Consider the following 17834-nt stretch of genomic DNA (forward strand, 5'->3'; position numbering starts at 1 on the left):
AGGGTTTTTTCAAAATCCGTCGCATTATACGGCAGATTTTACCAGAGTTTCTAACCAATTCAGGCAGTTCGCTTCCAACCAATCAGCCAGGAAACGATGCCGGCTGCTATTAGCCATGCGGGGAATACAGCAACCTCGCCCAACAGCAAAATCGTACCGCTTACTATCAGTGTAGCGCCAACGCCGAACAAATAACGCGATTGCCCCTGACGGACGCGCTGGGCCTGCATCTGATTAGTCAGCTTATCAACACTTTGTTGCAACAACTTATGCTGCTGCAGGCTATCGTAAAATAATTCAGGCAGCTCAGGCAGTTTCTCTGCCCAAAACGGCGCTTTTTCTTTCAGTGCGCGGATCACTGCCGGTATACCGACCTGATCACGCATCCAGCTTTCCAGGAACGGTTTGGCCGTCGTCCACAAATCCAACTGCGGATAAAGCTGTCGACCCAGACCTTCAACATACAGCAAGGTCTTCTGCAATAACACCAGTTGGGGTTGCACTTCCATATTGAAACGACGCGCGGTATTGAACAGGTTCAACAGCACATTACCGAACGAAATTTCTTCCAATGGCTTCTCGAAGATCGGCTCGCACACGGTGCGGATAGCGAATTCGAAATCCTCAACGTTGGTATCGCGCGGCACCCAGCCAGAATCAACATGCAGCTCCGCAACTTTACGGTAATCACGGTTGAAGAAGGCAATAAAGTTTTCCGCCAGATAGCGTTTATCGTCCTTGTTCAACGAGCCGACAATACCGCAATCAATGCCGATATAGCAGGGGTCTTCAGGATGCTCATAGCTGACAAAAATATTCCCGGGATGCATGTCCGCATGGAAGAAGCTGTCGCGGAATACCTGGGTAAAGAATACCTGAACCCCACGTTCGGCCAACAGTTTCATGTTGGTGCCCTGCTTTTCCAGCGTCTCAATATCCGAGACAGGGATGCCGTAAATGCGTTCCATGACCAGCACGCTTTCGCGGCAGTAGTCCGAATACACTTCCGGCACGTACAGCATAGGGCTACCGTCAAAATTGCGGCGCAGCTGGATGGCGTTAGCCGCTTCACGCAGCAGATTCAGCTCGTCTAGCAAGGTCTTTTCATACTCGCGCACCACTTCACGCGGGCGCAGGCGGCGACCATCTGGCATCAGTTTGGGCACCCAGGCCGCTAAACGATACATCAGGCGCACATCGGCCTTGATGATTGGCCCGATATCCGGCCGAATCACCTTCAACACCACTTCCTGACCGGTCGTTTTCAGCCGCGCGGTATGTACCTGAGCTATCGATGCCGAGGCTAGCGCCTGTTGGTCAAAATCATCAAACCAGGTTTCCAGCGGGCCGCCCATCGCCAATTCAATATGCTTGCGCGCCAGCGCACCGTCGAAAGGAGCAACCCGATCCTGCAGCAACGTCAGTTGATCGGCGATCTGTGGTGGGAACAGGTCGCGACGGGTAGACATCATCTGGCCAAACTTAATCCATACCGGCCCCAGTTCCTGCAGAGCCAAACGCAGACGCTCGCCCAATGGTTTATCTGCGTGGCGGTTTGGCATCCAGAACAGCAGGCGGCGGCCAAATCGCAGTGGCCACGTCAAACGCATCTTGGGGATCAGTTCATCCAGGCCATAACTGAGAAAAACGCGGACGATCAAATACAGGCGGCGTAGTTCGCCAGGGGTCATCGCTTACCCTCCAACTTGTCCATACGAGCAATCAGCGCTTCGACGTTGCGAACGGTGGCATCAACCTCTTCATTGAACCACACAACTTCCAATGGGCCCGGTGCCATACGCCACTCTTCCGTCAGTGTCTCAGCCACATAATGCTGCTGACGCTGTAAACCGGCTTTCAGCAGATTCGCACCCTTTCCTAGAACCTGAGTGACACCCTGCGCAGCAATATCGCCGATGTAAGGTGCCAGCCATTCCGCCGGATCCCACTCAGCCAGATCAAGCAGCCCGACCAGTTGTTGCACGACCTGAATATCACCTTCGACAATCAGTTCGCCGCTGCGCATCAATGGCGAAAGCTGTTGGCGATCCCGCAATTTCAGCAGCACCGAGATACGACTACGCACCGTGCAGTCGGCAGTGTCATCAGACTGGCCAAGCACATCGACACGCTGTTCACTGAAGATCAGCACCAGCGGAGAGGCAAGTTCCTGCAACTCAATACGCAAAACCTTGCCAACCAGCCGCTGACGGGCCGCCTTCATGCTGCGATCGCGAAACAGCAGGCTGTTGAGCGATGTTTCCAGTACGCCGGTCAACAACGGGGTTAACAGCATCGGCATGTCCATATCAGAACTTGAAGCCACGATGCAGGGCCACAATACCGCCGGTCAGGTTAAAATAGGTCACGTTGTCAAAACCGGCAGCCCCCATCATGCCCTTGAGTGTTTCCTGATCAGGATGCATGCGGATCGACTCAGCCAGATAACGGTAGCTTTCCGGATCCTTCACCACCAGCTCACCGATTTTCGGCAGCACGTGGAACGAATAGGCGTCATAGGCTTTGCTCAGCGGCGCCAGCAAAGGTTTGGAGAATTCCAACACCAGCAGACGACCACCCGGCTTCAGCACTCGGAACATGGAGCGCAGCGCTTTGTCTTTATCGGTGACGTTGCGCAGGCCAAAAGAAATGGTGATGCAGTCAAAATAGTTATCTGGGAACGGCAACGCTTCGGCATTGGCCTGAACGTAGCTGACGTTGCCGATAATACCGCGATCGCGCAGTTTTTCGCGCCCCATCTTCAGCATAGAATCGTTAATGTCCGCCAGTACCACCTGTCCTTGCTCACCGACCATGCGGGAGAACTTGGCGGCCAGGTCACCGGTGCCACCGGCCAGATCCAACACCCGCTGCCCACGGCGCACGCCGCTGCAATCAATGGTAAAACGCTTCCAGATACGGTGGATGCCAAACGACATCAGGTCGTTCATCACGTCATACTTTGCGGCTACCGAATGAAAAACGTCTGCCACCATGGCCTGCTTTTCGTCTCGAGCTACGGTGCGAAAACCGAAATCGGTGGTTTCCTGCGGTTGATCTGCCATTGTCCTGCCTGCTATTCAGTCAATTTAGTGTGGTGGAGTGTACCAGAACCCCACGGAATACCCCACCTCGCAGCGGTTGTCATGCCTGCGATGCGGAGCGTGGTTCCTCTACGGCGTCGTCGCCTTCCGTCTCCGGCAGCGTATCAACGTCATCGTCGCCCGCCGCCTCAAATTCTTCATCATGCTGAGCACAGGCTTGCTGAGCCAGCAGCGGGTTGATCGGTCTTTTCACCTCAACCCCAAGCGCACGGAACCCCTCGGTCTGTCCGATAAGATTACCACGGCCTTCGCTCAGTTTGTTCATCGCCAGACGATAACTCCCCTGGGCCTTGTCCAGGCTCTGCCCCAGCGACGACATATCGTCGACAAACAGCCGCATTTTGTCATACAGCCGCGCAGCCCGGTCAGCAATGCGTTGCGCATTCTGGCTCTGGTGTTCATAGCGCCAAAGGTTGGTGATAGTCCGCAATGCCACCAACAGTGTGGTTGGGCTGACCAGCATGATGTTGTGTTTTAACGCATCGCTAATCAGCTCCGGCTCACGGTCGATAGCCAATAGGAAGGCCGGCTCCACCGGAATAAACATCAGCACGTAGTCCAGTGAACGCAGGCCAGGCAATTGCTGGTAATCCTTACGTCCCAGCAGACGGATATGACCGCGCAACGAGGCAATATGCTCACTCAGTGCCGCCTCACGTTCAACTTCATCTTCACTGTTGAAGTAACGTTCGTAGGCCACCAACGACATTTTCGCATCGATCACCACGTCCTTACCCTGCGGCAAACGCACGATCACATCAGGTTGCATACGGCTCTGGTGATCTACCCGCACGTTGACCTGGGTTTCATACTCATGTCCTTCACGCAAACCGGAGGCTTCGAGCACCCGGCTCAGCACCACTTCCCCCCAGTTACCCTGCGTTTTATTATCCCCTTTCAGGGCTTTGGTAAGGTTGATGGCTTCACGCGCCATCTGCGCATTGAGCTGCTGCAGGTTGCGTATTTCGTGGGTCAAAGTATGGCGTTCACGTGCTTCCTGGCCAAAACTGTCCTGCACCTGACGGCGGAAACCATCCAGCTGTTCACGCAACGGCAGCAACAGGCGATCCAAACTTTGCTTATTTTGCTCGTCTACCTTGCGCCCACTGTGTTCAAAAATGCGGTTGGCCAAATTCTCGAACTGGGTAGTGAGGCGTTGTTCGCTGTTAATCAACAGACGTTGTTTTTCTTCTGCCGCCATGCGGGTTTCTTCCAGGCGGATGGTCACCTCACGCAACTCGGCTTCCTGGGCGCTATTAACCTCACGTTGCGCCCGCAGTTCCTGATTTAACTGCTCACATTCATTGCGCCAGTGATTAAGCTGCTGAAGCTTTTCATGCCCGGCCGCCAACTGGCTGTGCAAATTACGTAATTCCAGCTCAGTCTGACGCATGTGTTGTTCATTACGCTGCAGTATTTCCTGTCGGGACGCGGTTTCCTGCTGCGCCTGTTGCAGCGATTGTTCCAGCAGCCGCAGCTCAGTTTCATGCTGTGCCTGTGTCTGTTGTACACGCAAGCTGGCGATAAGCCATCCCAACAGCAGGCCGATAGCTACCCCACCTATACCGTAAATTAAACTGGTATCCACCACCCTGCCTCCTGTTACACCTGACTTTTCCGGCGTTCTATCCGCCTCTTGTCCGTCACGTTAAAGGGAGCCTGTATGGATGTCCAGCGTGTTTTCATGGAAGGAACGCGGCAGTCAAGCGATACCGCACTGATCAGGCAGGCTAAAACAGTTTGAAGCGGTATTCGGCGATAAACTCCGCCGCCAGAGAATGAGACGTCTGATAGCGCCCATCCGATATTACCGGTGTTTTATTTGCGTTCTTATAGGACCACCCCGGACCAAACATGGCAAAAATCGTCAGGTTTTTTAATGTTGGGTGCGAAGGCATCCAGCGCCCAAACGCGTTGATTTCACCAGTACGTACGGCAATACCCTGATAGCTGAACTGACCATAGTTCGTGGCGAGCCCAGCGGTGAATTCAGGTGTAATACGGTATTCAGCCATTGCCGCCAACATTGTTTCGCCATCACGCATATAGTCTTCGCCAGCATAGGCCATTGACGTGAAAGTACCACGGGAGTTTTTCGCCATATGCCGTGGGTAAACCCCCAGCATCCCCTCTCCTTTAGGCGCCCGCGTGTGACCAATGCCAAGCTTCAGGCTCCAAAGCGGCGCCTGCCATTTGGCATCAAAAGCATAGTGGTTAGCATGGCGATCGAAATTGCGTTTGTTTAGTGCCATCACCTTGTAATTGTCCAGCGCCTGAGTGGTATAAATCTGGCTACCAAGGCTGAGTTTTTCATTGGGCTTGAACACCATCCGCAAGATCTGCCGACGTAGATAGTCCTGAGATTCGCCATACGCCAATTGGCCGTTGAACACTTTATTCTCATAACCTAATTCGCCCGTGGCGAGGTGATTGATGTAATGACCATCATTGGTTTGCAAGCGCAGACTGTCGGGGGAGTTACGATCCATCGCGTGTTCGACATACGCGCCACGTACAGCGAACACTGCCCCCGCGACGCCCCCCGACCAGCCTAAATACGTGGTTGGTGAAAGGCGCGTGGACGTGGAAATCACACCGTAGTTACGCAATATTTGCCACCCCCACTGGGCATTAAGCGCCGTGCCACTCACCTCTCCTTTCAATTTGACGTAACGCTGTCCAACTTTACTGAATCCAGCGGCATTACTCTTACTGTTCCCTGGGCCGTTGTTGTACAACACCCCACGGGTGTTGAAATAGTCGCTGGCACCCAGTTTCACCGCACTGTAGTAATCGAGATTCACCCCAAGGGTATCGGCGAGATAACCGGATTGATAACTCAACGCCAGCCCTTGCCCCCAGGCATTGTGAACTTCCTTTGGGTTAGCCGCGTCCTCTTTGAGATATTTCCAGGAGTTTTTCAGCGTGATCTCAGCCTGACTGTCGCGAATAAAATGCGCATTGGTGAGGCTGTCACCCGCGGCATGCAGAGCGGGTGACAGGAGCGAAATAGCGATAACGCACCATGAAGCGTAAACTCTCATTATTATCATCCCCAGAATTAGGCATAGAAATACCTGGCCGGGCGGTATCAATTCCCGCCCAGCACTAAAAACATAAGAAGGGTGTGTTTATTTTATAATTTTAACGTTACTGGCCTTTATTAATAATCACTTTCCCTTTTGCGACATAACTCAGGTCACCAATGTCAGTTACATTATATTCGCCATCTTTATAAGTAATTTTTACCACTGCCGCATTGGCCAATGGCTTATTCTTTTCTGGGTTGTCGGTCATGTCTGAAATCATCATTTGCATTGATACCCCTGAAGAGACTGCCAATATGTTTTTATCTCCCCCCTTTAAAGCATCCTGTACCATCGAATTCAGCGCGTGCTGCATGCGCGTTTTTACCTGCTGGGCATTTTCCGCTTCTTTCTTTTCATCGCTCTGACTGATGGTATCCACCAACGCGAACAGCCCTATACGGCCTTCATCCATTTGCTGGAACATGGCAGCGCCAGAGGAAATACCCAGTTTTTGAGCCGCCGCATTGCCCATGTCCGCATTAGCCAGACCTTCAAACCCGCCAAAGAACATTTCACGTAAATCTGTCAGCTCTGTCACGCTCGCTTTTGGTTTGCCCATTTCCTGTAGGATCACCCGCATCGTTTCACGTTGGCGCCCGGCATCACTGGTGTAAAAGCGCGTAAAAGGAACTTCTTTCAATCCGGCCCCCAGATAACGGGCCGTTTCAATCCCTGATGACGTCAAGGGTGAATCTGCCCAACCTTGCACCCGATCGTAAGTATTGAGTATCGTTTTACCGTGACGCGCAAAATAAATATTGATGCTATCTGTCTCTGCCGCAAAAACAGCAGACGTAGATAAAGAAGAGAGAGAAAGTACAAAAGCTAATACCCCTGTTTTTATTTTCATTGATAGCCCTTAGTGAAGAAAATGACACTACACGTTAGTTTTATAATCATCCATGGATCGTTGAGTATATTAATGGCAAAAAAAAACCCAAACCCATGACATTTCTGTCAACGAGTTTGGGTTTTGCCTGTTTAATCACAGTAACAATCCACTTACTAACGAAATTAACACCCATAAGAAAAGAAAGAAAATGAAAAGCCGCAAATAAGGATAAATTCGTGATCGAATTCTCACTCTTCCTTTTATAATTAACAGACGACATAGCCCCCTTCGCAAGAAAGAGGGGCTATCTTAACTAAACCACTGGCTTAGCCATTTAATACCAAAAGCGCCCGGCGCAAGAATGCCAAATGCCCAGATCATCGCCGAAGTGATATTCGCTACTTGGAAATAACGCTGGGGCATACCACAAATACCACCGACCAGCGGTACCACAGCACGCAATGGGCCGAAGAAGCGACCGATGAAAATACCCAAAACCCCCCAACGTTCAAAAAACGCATGACCTCGCGTCAACAGCTGTGGATTGCGCGATAGCGGCCACATATGCGCCACACGATCCTGGTAGTGGTAACCAATCCAGTAAGAAAGCCAATCACCGAAGAATGCACCGATAGCTGCAGCAGCCCAAATCGGCCAAAATGCGATGCCGCTTTCGCCAATCAGCGCACCCAAGGCGAGCAAAATCACCGTTGCCGGTAACAGCAGCGACAAGAACGCCAGCGATTCGCCAAATGCCAGGAAGAAGATAATCGGGATAGCCCAGTTTTCATGCTGACGCACGGTTTCGCTGACCCAGTGGATAATGTCATTGAGGCTCAATACAGGCTCCTGATACGGGATTTATCCCCCAAGGATACGCAATGCCAGCCGGGGCAGGTTAAACCCCGGTTAAACATCAGCACGGTTTACTCGAGGTAAAATGCCTGCAGCGCTTCACGCTGTTTCTGGCCCAGCCCATATTCCGCCTCCAGCCAACGATCGGTAGTGCCATGTTGCTCACGAATACAACCCAGAGCCGTCATCAGGAACTCTTCACGAGCGCTAAGCACGTAGGCAAACTGTTGCAACGCAGAGTCACTCAGGCGAATCGACAGTTGATCCAGCATCTGTTCGCGGAAAGTTGCCAGCGTGGTTTCGGTCAGCAGGTAATCTTCCACAACCGTCGCCTCATCAGCCCCCAGTGCGAATAACACCAGTGCCGATCCAATCCCAGTGCGGTCCTTGCCCACCGCACAGTGCTGGACGATCGCGCCGTGATCCGCCTTGCTCAGCAGTTGAGCCAACTGTTTGTACGCCGTATTGCCGAACGGCAATCGGCGGTACAGTTCCAGCATAAACATCTGTGCATCAAAACCCGCGAGCGTTTCACTGTTTAGCTTTTCCAGGTTAGCGTTAACCTCATTGCTCAGCGGGTTGGCGGGAAAATGATGGTAATCGGCACCACGCCACAGAATATCAGGCTTAGCCTGCACTTCATCAGCATCACGGTAATCGAGTACCGAACGTACCGGCACGCCGGCCAGAAAAGTGCAGTCATTTTCCGTCAGGCGTTCTAACGAACCGGAACGAAACAGCAAACCACGTTTGATACGGCGACCATCGGCGACGCTATTGCCGCCAAGATCGCGAAAATTAATGCCACCATCAAGCGGTGCTAGTGAAGGATGAAGCAGGATCTGGGCGGTCATAGACGTCCTCGCGATTATTGTCTGAAAAAACGCAACCTGAAAGCATCGGTAAAACCGGGCTCAACGGGTCATAGAGGTGGCCAGAAAGATGGCACATAGAGCGAAATAACCCTATGACTTTCAAATTGCAGATAGGCGGCCAGATCGGGAGTCCCCAGGCGCTTACTCAGATAAGTCACTGAGGTGAACGAGCGCAGCCAACAGCGCTGCAGTTTGAAAGACGACGGGGTATAACCGTAACAGATTACGACTGAATGGCAAAACGGGCCGCGTCAGCGACCCGTTGAACTGCGAGATAATTACAACAGGCGGCGCGCCGCATCAACCACGATCTGCACCGCTTTGCTTTCGGTGTTTTTCATGGTTTCTGCGTTAGGAATTTCCTGCTGGGTGCGGTTAACGATGACACCGGCAACCATACCAGCACGCAGGCCTTGGCTAGCACACATGGTCAGCAGCGTTGCAGATTCCATTTCATAGTTCATCACGCCCATTGACTGCCATTCTTCCATCGAGCCTTTGAAGCGGCTGACGACGCGGCCAGAGAAAGTATCGTAACGTTCCTGACCAGGGTAGAAGGTATCAGAAGACGCCGTCACGCCAATGTGGGTAGTCGCGCCAGCAGCTTTCGCCGCTTCGACCAGTGCCGTGGTACAGGTGAAATCGGCCACGGCCGGGAATTCCATCGGCGCGAAGTGCAAGCTCGCACCATCAAGGCGAACTGCCGCAGTGGTGACCAAGACGTCACCGACATTGATGTTTGACTGGATCGCACCGGTGGTGCCGATACGCAGGAAGGTACGGATGCCCAATTGCGCCAGTTCTTCAACGGCGATAGAGGTAGACGGGCCACCAATGCCGGTAGAGCAGACGATCACTGCCTTGCCGTCCAGCTCTGCGCGCCAGGAGGTAAATTCACGATGGGAAGCCAGATGCACCGGATTTTCCATCAGCTTGGCAATTTTCTCTACGCGCTGTGGATCGCCAGGAACGATGGCAAGCTGGGCCCCTTGTAAATCGTTTTTAGTGAGGCCGAGATGAAAAACGTCAGATTGAGACATGCGAGACTCCTCATAGATCATGTTTATTGGGAGGAACAAAAAAGTACTCTACTGAAAATCGTCACTCAATTTAGTGACGACCATCACTTTGAATAAAGAAACAGAATGCAATCTACATAATTTTCGTGACAATAGTCACAAAAACAAGCTAAAAGGCCGATCTGAGCGCCTCAGTTGCCACAAGTCTAGCTGACAAACTGTACGGCCGTTTCCCACGACGCGTCTCTGATCGCAAAGGTCTTTTCCCTAACCCACTATTTACGTGACCTCAGAAAATAACCGCCGTTTATCGCCAGCTTAGCCATACAAAAGGCAGCTAACGCACCTTATGGTACTCATAGGGGTCAACATGCGTAATAGCATGATAAAAAGACAACAAAAACGCAGTAAAGCCAGATAATTAACCGTTTTTTACAGACTTGGCCGAAAATGCGCAACTCGACGCCAATAACGCGTAATCTTTCCTATAGTTAATCTCAGCGCTTTTCTCTATTGCACGGAGACCGCAATGAAAACCGATCATGTGATGACATTAAAACAGGCTCAGGGGGGATTCACCCCAGCCGTAACACCGTTGGCTGCCTCAACTATTCTCACCGATGAACAAGGCATTCATGCGGGGGAAACCACTATTCCTTCGCAGGGCGACAATCTGCCGGCCTATATCGCCAAACCAGCAGATCACAGTGGCCCCTTCCCGGTTGTCCTGGTGGTACAGGAAATTTTTGGCGTTCATGAACATATTCAGGACGTGTGCCGTCGCTTGGCAAAGCAAGGCTATCTGGCGATCGCACCTGAGCTGTATTTCCGTCAGGGAGATGCCAAGGATTACACCGACATCAGTGAACTGTTTCAGAAGTTGGTGAGTAAAGTGCCAGATCGCCAGGTACTGGCGGATCTGGACCATGCCGCTCATTGGGCCACACGCCACGGCGGCGATGCCGGCAAGCTGGCCATTACCGGTTTTTGCTGGGGCGGTCGTATTACCTGGTTGTATGCGGCACATAACCCGCAGCTAAAGGCCGCTGTCGCTTGGTATGGCAAACTGGTGGGAGAGAAAACGCTTAACTCTCCAAAGCACCCGGTCGATGTCGCCACGCAACTCTCTGCGCCGGTACTGGGATTATATGGCGGTCAGGACAGCAGTATCCCACTGGATACGGTTGAAAGCATGCGTCAGGCGATCCGTGCGGCTAACGCCAGTGCCGAAATCGTGGTCTACCCCGAAGCTGGCCACGCCTTCAATGCCGACTACCGACCAAGCTACAATGCCGAAGCGGCGGAAGATGGCTGGCAGCGCATGCTGACATGGTTCGCTCAACATGGCGTACCTGGCATTAAATAACGCCCCCTCACCTCAGGGTTGCCAGAGCGGGCAGTTGCTGAGGGCATAAAAAAGGGCGCCGAGGCGCCCTGAATAATCACATCAAACCATCACGGTCGTTTTTCGGCAATCAAGCCTGCAGTTCGCGCAAGCGCTGTGCGGCCAGTACCATGTTAGTCAGCGACTGGCGGGTTTCCGGCCAACCACGGGTTTTCAGGCCGCAGTCTGGGTTAACCCACAGACGTTCTGCCGGGATGTTCTGCGCTGCTTTACGCAACAGCGCTTCGATCCATTCCACGCTTGGTACGTTTGGCGAGTGGATGTCATACACGCCCGGACCAATTTCGTTTGGATACTCGAACTCTTTGAAGGCTTCCAACAGATCCATATCGGAACGCGAGGTTTCGATGGTGATCACGTCAGCATCCAACGCGGCAATCGAATCCATGATGTCGTTAAACTCGCAGTAACACATGTGGGTGTGGATCTGCGTGTCATCTTGCGCCACAGCGGCATTCAGTTTAAACGCATCTACCGCCCAGTTCAGGTAAGCAGCCCAGTCAGATTGACGCAGCGGCAGACCTTCACGCAGTGCAGGCTCATCAATCTGGATGATACCGATACCGGCTTTTTCCAGATCTTCCACTTCATCACGCAGTGCCAGAGCAATCTGTTTGGCAATCACTTCGCGGCTGACGTCTTCACGCGGGAATGACCAGCAAAGAATGGTCACCGGACCGGTCAACATGCCTTTTACCGGCTTGTCAGTCAGCGACTGAGCATACTTCGCCCACTCAACGGTGATGGCTTCCGGTCGACTGACATCACCGATGATGACTGGCGGTTTAACGCAACGGGAACCGTAGCTTTGCACCCAACCATTTTGCGTGAAGACGAAGCCATCAAGGTTCTCACCGAAATATTCCACCATGTCATTACGTTCGGCTTCACCGTGTACCAACACATCCAGACCCAAACGTTCTTGTTCAACGATCGCCTGTTTGATGTGCTCACTGATGCTGGTGCGGTAGTTGTTACTGTCCAGGCGACCCTGTTTGAAGTCCAGGCGCAGACCACGGATTTCGGTCGTTTGCGGGAATGAGCCAATAGTGGTGGTCGGCCAAGCCGGCAGGTTGAAGCGTTCACGCTGTGCCTGAGCGCGTTCGGCATAAGGACGCTGGCGTTCACTGTCCTGTGCGGTAATCGCAGCCAGACGTTGACCTACCTGCGCATTATGCACACGGCTGGACTGACGACGGGCACGGATTGGTGCGCTGTAGGCATCAAGTTCTGCCTGTTTTTCTGCACCCGGTGCGTTCAACGCCGCACTCAGTAACGCCAGTTCGGCACATTTTTGCAGGGCGAAGGCAAACCAGCTTTTCACTTCTTCATCCAGGCGGGTTTCGACGCTCAGATCGATTGGGCTGTGCAGCAGTGAACAAGAGGTGCCAATCCACAATGGACGGCTACCAACCAAAGGTTGCAGACGTTCGAACCAACTGCTCAGATCGGCGCGCCAAACGTTGCGCCCATTGATGACCCCCAGAGACAACAGCCACTCTTTTGGCAATACCTGGTTTAAGGTGGCGATATCATCGTTGCCGGCAACCAGGTCAACATGCAGCCCCTGTACCGGTAGCTCACGAAGGGTAGCCAGGTTGTGGCCAATGCTGTCGAAGTAGGTCGTCAGCAACAGTTTTACCTGGCCCTGCAGCGCGTCATAAGCGGGCTTAAAGGCGTTCAGCCATTCTTGTGGTAATTCAAGCACCAGAGCAGGTTCGTCGATCTGTACCCACTCAACGCCGCGTTTCGCCAACTCAGCCAGCACTTGCTGGTAAACCGGCAGAATATCTTTCAGCAGTGACAGACGATCAAACTGCTCGCCCTTCACTTTACCCAGCCACAGATACGTTACCGGGCCCAGCAACACTGGCTTGATTTTGTGGCCCAAGGCCAATGCTTCGTCAACCTCGTCCAGTAATTGGGTCCAGCCCAGTTTGAACTGCTGGCCTTTCTGGAATTCAGGCACCATGTAGTGGTAATTGGTGTTAAACCATTTGGTCATTTCCGCCGCTGCCGCCGGTTCCCCGGTCGGTGCACGGCCACGGCCAAGACGGAACAGCGTGTCGAGATCGATTGAACCGTCTTTATTCTGATGACGCGCCGGTACGTTACCCAGCAGCAGACTGGTGGTTAATACATGATCGTACCAAGCGAAATCGCCGACCGGCACCAAATCCACCCCGGCTTGCTGTTGCTGTTGCCAATGACGAGCGCGCAGCTCACGGCCAACCGCCAGCAGTTCTTCCTGCGTTGAATTACCTGCCCAGTAGCTTTCCTGAGCTTTTTTTAGCTCACGTCGTAGCCCAACGCGCGGAAAACCCAGTGTGTGATTTAAAATTGCCATCGTCATATTCCCCATTTAGCCGTCCAGATGTTTACACATCCATAATCCGCAGGTACTGTATTAACCACAAGCGCAATTTATTCACTGTCACTGTGAAGGACTCTCATGATCGAACTGAAACACTTACGGACGCTACAGGCTCTGCGCAATACCGGCTCGCTAGCGGCCGCGGCGGCCCAACTCCATCAGACGCAGTCTGCATTGTCACATCAGTTCAGCGATCTGGAACAGCGTCTGGGCTTCAAGCTGTTCGTTCGCAAGAGCCAACCGCTGCGCTTTACTGCGCAGGGAGAGATCCTGCTACAGCTGGCAGAACAGGTGCTGCCGCAAATTCAGCAGGCGCTACAGGCATGTCACGAACCTCATCAGGCAACGCTGCGTATCGCTATTGAGTGCCACAGTTGTATTCAATGGCTGACGCCGGCGTTGGATAATTTCCGTCAGAGTTGGCCGCAGGTCGTGATGGACTTCAAGTCTGGCGTCACCTTTGACCCTCAACCCGCCTTGCAACAGGGCGAGCTGGATCTGGTGCTGACCTCCGATATTCTGCCGCGCAGCGGCCTGCACTATTCACCAATGTTTGATTTCGAAGTGCGGCTGGTGCTGGCACCGGATCATCCGTTGGCCAGTAAGTTGCACATTACGCCTGAGGATTTGAGCGACGAAACGCTGATGATTTATCCGGTACAGCGCCAACGGTTGGATATCTGGCGCCATTTCCTGCAACCAGCAGGCATCAACCCAGCATTGAAAAACGTGGATAACACTCTACTGCTCATCCAGATGGTGTCCGCACGGATGGGGATTGCGGCATTGCCGCATTGGGTCGTGGAAAGCTTTGAGCGCCAGGGATTGGTGGTGACCAAAACCTTGGGTGATGGTCTGTGGAGCCGCTTGTATGCCGCGGTACGCGATGGAGAGCAGCGCCAGGCAGTGACGGAAGCCTTTATTCGTTCGGCACGCCAACACGCCTGCAACCATCTGCCGTTCGTCCGTGACGCCGCCCGCCCAAGCGCCGGTGTCGCCAGCGTCAAACCACTGGCTTCACAGCCCTGACGCTCAGGGCTGTCTGCGCTTGGGCAGCCCGGTTTATTTACTGATTATTTTGGGCGCCACCCAACGGCGGTGCACCCATAATGAAGCAACAATGACCGCCCCACCGATAATAAAACTCGGCCAGTGTGGCTGTTGCTGCCAGATCGCCAGATTTACCAGCAGCCCAGCAGGCACATGCATGTTATTCATGATGCCCAGCGTACCGGCATCCACCTGCGTTGCACCGTAGTTCCACATGAAATAACCCAGTCCGGAAGCCACCACACCCAGCCACACCAGAATGCCCCATTGCAGGTTAGTCGTCGGTAACTGATTTGGATTGCCCCACAGACACCAGGCCACCACCGCCACCACTAACGCCCCCAGGTAGAACCAGGAAAACGCAGTATGCTGTGGCAGTGGATGCACTTCCATCAAGCGTTTGTAGCCAACCATGCCGATGGCAAAGCTGATATTCGCCGCCTGCACCAGCAGTAACCCCCACCAGAAATGCTCACTAAGCTGATGGTAACGGATGATCGCCGCCCCCAATACCGCCAACAATGCACTGAGCACGTAGCTCCAGCGCAGGCGTTGTCCACTGATCAGATCATAAATCAGCGTGACATAGAGCGGCGTCAGGACGGTAAACAGCAAGAATTCCGGCACCGTTAAGTACATGTACGCACGGAAGCTAAACAGGTACATGATGCCAAGCTGACAGGCTCCCACCAGCATGTACATCATGATCACTTTCGGTTTGATATTGCGCCAACGCAGGAAAGGCAGGAACACCAACGCTGCAAGACCAATACGCATCAACACTGAGAACCAGCTGTCGACATGGCCCGCCAGATATTCACCAATCAGGCTGAAAGAGAATGCCCACAGGATGGTAGTAATCACCAGAAGCAGCACGATGGGTTCACCCTAAAAAGTCAGAAAGGGCGATTGTAACGGAAGGAGAGATAGATCGTGACGAAAAGGCGGTTTACATCTGAGTGAAATACAAACTATCAGCAAATTCTCACCGATGAGTTAGTCTTAACATATACCCCATGGCTTTCACCGTGCAGCTTGAAAGACGGCGGGTATAAAAGCGAGGTAAAAACCATGAAAAGTTATCACATGCTGTACAGCCTATTATTGCTGTCCGGATTGGCCGCTGCGGCCAACGGTGTCACCGATCTCAGCTCGCAACAGCAGTTTCTCAATCACCGTAATCAACAAGTACAACAGCAGCGTATGCTGAATAACCAACAGTTGGATCAACGCCGTTTGCAACAACAGCGGCAATTTGACAACAACCAACAGCAGTTGCAGCGAAATTCACCGAACAACGGCCAACTGCTGCCAAATGGTAACCAACCGCGCAACCCGTTTGATCGCACTACCCCTTCGGTACCCCAGGCGCCGATGCCGACGCCTGTCAACGGAGGTTAGCCGTTTGGAAAATCGGGCCCGATTAAATCTATCCGGTCAGTGCAAATGCAATCAACACCCCAGTTCAACAGCAGGCGCGCGCGTGCCGGCTGGTTAACGGTATAAACCAGAATGCGCAAGCCTGCGGCTTTCAGCGCCGCGACTCGCTCGGCAGTCAGTTCTTTATGGTTGATGTGTAATGACACACAGCCCAACCGCTCTGTCAGCACTTGCCAGTTGTCATCCCACTCATCCAGTAGCAAACCACGCGGCAGTTCCGGTACGGTACGTTGTGCCGCCTCAAGCGCTTCTATCGAGAACGAAGAAAGCAATGGATCAGTCTGTCCCTGCCACAGCAAGCGCGCCGCCAGCGCGACCACCCGACCTGTTTCATCGTCACTGCCGGTAGTGGGTTTGATTTCAATGTTCGCCATCATGCCATGTTGTAAGCAGCGTTCAGCGACTTCAGACAGCAACGGCAAACGTTCCCCCTTGTAGGCAGAGTTATACCAGTTGCCGGCATCCAGCTGTACCAGCTTGTCCCAGGGCAACTCACCCGCCACGCCCCAACCGTTACTGGTACGATCCAGGGTATCGTCGTGCAGTAGAAAAATTTGCCCGTCCTGCGCCAGCTTGGCGTCGAACTCAATCATTTTGTGACCGTGACGTGCGCCAACGTCAATTGCCGCCAAGGTATTTTCCGGCGCCAGAGAACCGCCGCCGCGGTGGGCGACAATATGTGGATAAGGCCAGGCTGTGGTCATTGTTCCATCCGTAATCCGCTATCGGTATCAAAAAAGTGCAGCGCCTGTGCAGGCAGGTGCAAATATAGCGTGCTGCCCGCTGCCGGCATAGTTTCATGCGAAAGTCGGGCGATCACACCGTGTCCACCCCACTGCCCATGAGCCAGATTGTCCGCTCCCAACAGCTCTAGCGTTTGCATAATCAACGGCACACCACCCTGCTCATCGGTGGTCAGTTGAATATGCTCCGGGCGGATGCCGAGCGTCAACTGGCGTCCACCCCATTGTGCTTTCGCCTGCGGCAAAGTCAGCATCATGCCATCCGCCAACCGCAGTTGGCTGCCGTCAGCACTCAGCGTGCCGGGCAACAGATTCATCGCCGGTGACCCAATAAAACTGGCTACAAACAGCGATGCGGGGCGCTGATAAACCTCGCTCGGGGTACCAATCTGCTCCGCCACGCCCTTGTTCATCACGATCACCCGCTGCGCCAGCGTCATCGCCTCCACCTGATCGTGCGTCACGTATAAGCTGGTGGTTTTCAGTCGGCGGTGCAGCTGCTGCAATTCCAGACGCATCTGTACGCGCAGTTTGGCATCCAGGTTAGACAATGGCTCATCAAACAGAAACACCGCAGGTTCACGCACGATAGCGCGCCCCATCGCCACCCGCTGACGCTGGCCGCCAGAAAGCTCACGCGGCTTGCGCTGCAACAGCGGCTCCAGTTCTAAAATGCGTGCCGCGTCTTCGACACGCTGTTGGATATGCTGTTTGCCAAACCCGCGAATTTTCAAGCCATAGGCCATGTTGTCATACACGCTCATATGCGGATACAGCGCGTAGTTCTGAAACACCATCGCAATGCCGCGATCTTTCGGCTCCATATCGGTCACACGCTGGCTGTCGATATAGATATCGCCGCTGGTGGTACGTTCCAACCCAGCGACCATACGCAACAGCGTCGACTTACCGCAGCCGGACGGGCCGACCATCACGATAAACTCACCGTCCGCCACGTCGAGATCGATCTGCTTAATCACCGGCGTTTTACCGTCGTAGGATTTGGTGACTGCCTGTAGTTTTAAACCTGCCATGTGAAAATTTCTCT

The 17834-nt window shown here is 53.3% G+C and carries 16 protein-coding genes; 3 read left to right on the forward strand and 13 right to left on the reverse strand.

Annotation, left to right across the window (positions count from 1 at the left end):
- Positions 1–59: 59 nt before the first annotated feature.
- From ubiB to udp, 9 genes are all read right to left on the reverse strand, one after another.
- The gene (gene ubiB / locus SGR01S_RS17440) at positions 60–1691 is read right to left on the reverse strand and encodes a ubiquinone biosynthesis regulatory protein kinase UbiB (RefSeq protein WP_037423531.1); all 1632 of its coding nucleotides are present in this window, start codon (positions 1689–1691) and stop codon (positions 60–62) included.
- Positions 1688–2296: a ubiquinone biosynthesis protein UbiJ gene (ubiJ, locus tag SGR01S_RS17445; RefSeq protein WP_037423603.1), complete on the reverse strand. Its 609-nt coding sequence runs from the start codon at positions 2294–2296 to the stop codon at positions 1688–1690. The genes ubiB and ubiJ overlap by 4 nt, the downstream gene beginning before the upstream one ends.
- A gap of 13 nt (positions 2297–2309) precedes the next feature.
- Positions 2310–3065, reverse strand: coding sequence for a bifunctional demethylmenaquinone methyltransferase/2-methoxy-6-polyprenyl-1,4-benzoquinol methylase UbiE (ubiE, locus tag SGR01S_RS17450; protein ID WP_037423528.1), 756 nt, complete (start codon positions 3063–3065; stop codon positions 2310–2312).
- Between the two features lie 79 nt (positions 3066–3144).
- Entirely contained in the window at positions 3145–4692 is a 1548-nt protein-coding gene (gene rmuC, locus SGR01S_RS17455; RefSeq protein WP_061808253.1) for a DNA recombination protein RmuC, read from the reverse strand.
- Positions 4693–4834: 142 nt separating this feature from the next.
- Positions 4835–6148: an OprD family outer membrane porin gene (locus SGR01S_RS17460; protein WP_061808125.1), complete on the reverse strand. Its 1314-nt coding sequence runs from the start codon at positions 6146–6148 to the stop codon at positions 4835–4837.
- A gap of 106 nt (positions 6149–6254) precedes the next feature.
- On the reverse strand, positions 6255–7043 hold the full coding sequence (locus SGR01S_RS17465; RefSeq protein WP_061808126.1) for a histidine phosphatase family protein: 789 nt from the start codon (positions 7041–7043) through the stop codon (positions 6255–6257).
- Positions 7044–7334: 291 nt separating this feature from the next.
- Positions 7335–7865 (reverse strand): DedA family protein, encoded by a 531-nt coding sequence (locus SGR01S_RS17475; RefSeq protein WP_037423523.1) that lies wholly within the window; start codon positions 7863–7865, stop codon positions 7335–7337.
- An 86-nt stretch (positions 7866–7951) separates the two neighbouring features.
- Positions 7952–8734 carry a tyrosine-protein phosphatase gene (locus tag SGR01S_RS17480; protein ID WP_037423521.1) on the reverse strand — a complete coding sequence of 261 codons (783 nt, stop codon included), beginning with the start codon at positions 8732–8734 and terminating at the stop codon, positions 7952–7954.
- 299 nt (positions 8735–9033) lie between these two features.
- Positions 9034–9795, reverse strand: coding sequence for a uridine phosphorylase (udp, locus tag SGR01S_RS17485; protein WP_037423519.1), 762 nt, complete (start codon positions 9793–9795; stop codon positions 9034–9036).
- 508 nt (positions 9796–10303) lie between these two features.
- Between udp and SGR01S_RS17490 the strand changes: the two genes are divergently transcribed.
- Positions 10304–11140 (forward strand): dienelactone hydrolase family protein, encoded by an 837-nt coding sequence (locus tag SGR01S_RS17490; protein WP_061808128.1) that lies wholly within the window; start codon positions 10304–10306, stop codon positions 11138–11140.
- Between the two features lie 109 nt (positions 11141–11249).
- Here the strand turns inward: SGR01S_RS17490 and metE are convergent, their stop codons facing one another.
- Positions 11250–13541: a 5-methyltetrahydropteroyltriglutamate--homocysteine S-methyltransferase gene (gene metE / locus SGR01S_RS17495; RefSeq protein ID WP_073963475.1), complete on the reverse strand. Its 2292-nt coding sequence runs from the start codon at positions 13539–13541 to the stop codon at positions 11250–11252.
- Positions 13542–13631: 90 nt separating this feature from the next.
- On the opposite strand from metE, the gene metR reads away from it, so the two are divergent.
- Entirely contained in the window at positions 13632–14582 is a 951-nt protein-coding gene (metR, locus tag SGR01S_RS17500) for an HTH-type transcriptional regulator MetR (protein WP_061808130.1), read from the forward strand.
- 33 nt (positions 14583–14615) lie between these two features.
- Here the strand turns inward: metR and SGR01S_RS17505 are convergent, their stop codons facing one another.
- Positions 14616–15479, reverse strand: a complete 864-nt coding sequence (locus SGR01S_RS17505; protein ID WP_037423511.1) for a carboxylate/amino acid/amine transporter — start codon at positions 15477–15479, stop codon at positions 14616–14618.
- 195 nt (positions 15480–15674) lie between these two features.
- Here SGR01S_RS17505 and SGR01S_RS17510 point away from each other — a divergent pair, with 195 nt between their 5' ends.
- Entirely contained in the window at positions 15675–16004 is a 330-nt protein-coding gene (locus SGR01S_RS17510) for a hypothetical protein (protein ID WP_061808131.1), read from the forward strand.
- On the opposite strand, the gene ugpQ is transcribed toward SGR01S_RS17510, so the two are convergent.
- Both ugpQ and SGR01S_RS17520 read right to left on the reverse strand, forming a co-directional pair.
- Positions 16001–16747, reverse strand: coding sequence for a glycerophosphodiester phosphodiesterase (gene ugpQ / locus SGR01S_RS17515; protein ID WP_061808132.1), 747 nt, complete (start codon positions 16745–16747; stop codon positions 16001–16003). The genes SGR01S_RS17510 and ugpQ overlap by 4 nt on opposite strands.
- Positions 16744–17820, reverse strand: a complete 1077-nt coding sequence (locus SGR01S_RS17520; RefSeq protein WP_061808133.1) for a sn-glycerol-3-phosphate import ATP-binding protein UgpC — start codon at positions 17818–17820, stop codon at positions 16744–16746. The genes ugpQ and SGR01S_RS17520 overlap by 4 nt, the downstream gene beginning before the upstream one ends.
- Between the last annotated feature and the right edge of the window lie 14 nt (positions 17821–17834).

The organism is Serratia grimesii NBRC 13537 (genome assembly GCF_001590905.1).
Lineage (GTDB): Bacteria > Pseudomonadota > Gammaproteobacteria > Enterobacterales > Enterobacteriaceae > Serratia > Serratia grimesii.